We start from the raw sequence: 2049 nt of genomic DNA, 5'->3' as shown, positions 1-2049 counted from the left end.
GCCTTCCATATTGAGAAGGTCTGCACTCGGTTCTTGAATATTTTCTTGCTGTTTCAATGCATCAGTTAATGCAGCTTCTTTTGCACGACTTTGCAATAACTCAACTAACTCAGCGTCAAGTTCAATTTCGTCAAAAGTTTCAGCTGGCACATAAGCAATCTCTTCTAAAGAAGTGAAGCCCATCTCTACTAACGCCATTGCCAAGTCTTCTTCAATATCTAAACGTGATACAAACATGTCGAGATATTGCTGAGCTTCATTCTGCTGACGAGCACGATACTCTTCTTCAAGCATCATGTCGAGTTTGTAGCCAGTTAAATCAGAAGCTAAACGAACATTTTGACCTTGCGAACCAATCGCACGTGCCAATTGATCGTTGGTAGCAAAAATAATGTCTGCACTTTTTGCATCTTCATCAAGCACAATGCCTGATACATCAGCTGGTTCTAATGCACTTGCGATGTATTGAGCTGGATCATCAGACCAAACTACAACATCAATACGCTCACCATTTAACTCTTGCTGTACCGCTTGGATACGTGTTCCACGCATACCAATACATGCACCAACAGGGTCAATACGGTGGTCGTTCGTTTTTACTGCGATTTTTGCACGAACACCTGGTTGACGCGCCGCAGCTTTAATTTCAATAATTTCTTCAGAAATTTCAGGAATTTCTTTCTTCATCAAAGCAATAAGCATTTCAGGCTTAGCGCGTGATAATAGAAGCTGAGCACCACGGCCTTCACGGTTTACACTATATAAAATAGCATTTACACGTTGTTTTGGACGAAGAATCTCTTTAGGAATCATTTCTTCACGAGCTAAATAAGCTTCAGCATTGTCACCTAAGTCAATGATGAAACCATCTTTAGTTTGCTTTTTCACTTCACCGTAAATTAGCTCGCCAACTTTTGATTCATAAGCATCAGCAACTAATGCACGCTCTGCTTCACGAATTTTTTGTACGATAACCTGTTTCGCAATCTGCGCAGCGATACGACCGAACTCAATCGATTCTACTTCAAGCTCACGAACGTCGCCAATTGACCATTTTGCAGGATCAACATCAGAAATTGCGTCTTGGCATGCTGGCATTTCATGATCTTCATCTGCCACAACAGTCCATTGACGGAAAGTACGGTAATCACCAGTTCTACGATCAATTTCTACACGAAGCTGAGCTTCTTCAGAATTGGTACCCTCGTAAAATTTTTTCTTCGTTGCAGCAACTAGAGCTTGTTCTAAAGCTTCGAAGATCGCTTCACGACTAACACCTTTTTCATTACTAACCGTTTCAACAACGGTAAGAATTTCGCGGCCCATAAGTCACCTACCGATTTCTTATATAATTTAAATAAATTTAATCTTGATAGATCAAGTTTGCTTTATCGATATTGTTGCTGTCGATATCAAGCACATGCTTTCCTTCAACTTCAACCTGAATCTCTTCATTTTCAAGGTCTACAGCAAGGAGTTTTGCTTGAAATTTACGACGATTTTCTACTGCAGCAATCAAACGCAAAGCAACCTGTTGTCCAATGTAGCCTTGCAACTGTTCGAGTTGAAAAAATGGGCGATCCCAACCTGGTGAAGAAACTTCTAATGCATATTCACCTGAAATCGGATCATGGACATCCAGCATTGCGCCGACCTGTTGTGTAACACGAACACAATCTTCTACACCAATACCGCGACCTTGCTCTACTTCACCATCTTCATTAATCACTGGTTCAGCATTTTCATCAACCGGTCTATCGATATAAATACGCAATAATGAACGCTTACCTTGTGGAAGGAATTCAATTCCCCAAAGGTCGACACCACATGCCTCCACTGCTGGAGCAATCATGTCATACAATGCTTGGGATTTATTTGATAATTTCATTTACTCTCGTCATTCTCGTGCGATTCAATCGGTTGTTTTAACCGACACAGACTTACTATAGTGAAGCATGACTATTTGACCAATTGATGTCGACACTACACGATAGCGATACGATAACCAATAAAAAAGGGCGTTAATCGCCCCTATATAGCACAGAAAAC

At 40.8% G+C, this 2049-nt stretch carries 2 protein-coding genes; both read right to left on the bottom strand.

The genetic code is table 11. The annotated features are described in order from the left end of the window. Positions 1-1326 (bottom strand): transcription termination factor NusA (nusA, locus tag VXQ92_RS16155; protein ID WP_416682516.1); only part of this gene is annotated, 1326 nt, incomplete at its 3' end. 37 nt (positions 1327-1363) lie between these two features. Then, entirely contained in the window at positions 1364-1888 is a 525-nt protein-coding gene (rimP, locus tag VXQ92_RS16150) for a ribosome maturation factor RimP (RefSeq protein ID WP_000777730.1), read from the bottom strand. Positions 1889-2049 lie beyond the last annotated feature (161 nt).

Source organism: Acinetobacter sp. 228 (assembly GCF_048147885.1).
Note: the sequence above shows the minus strand (reverse complement) of the source record. Positions and strands in the feature narration are given on the sequence as shown.

Excerpts from the sequence above, each read along its gene's own strand:
- rimP (WP_000777730.1), bottom strand. The coding sequence starts at position 1,888 with ATGAAATTATCAAATAAATCCCAAGCATTGTATGACATGATTGCTCCA.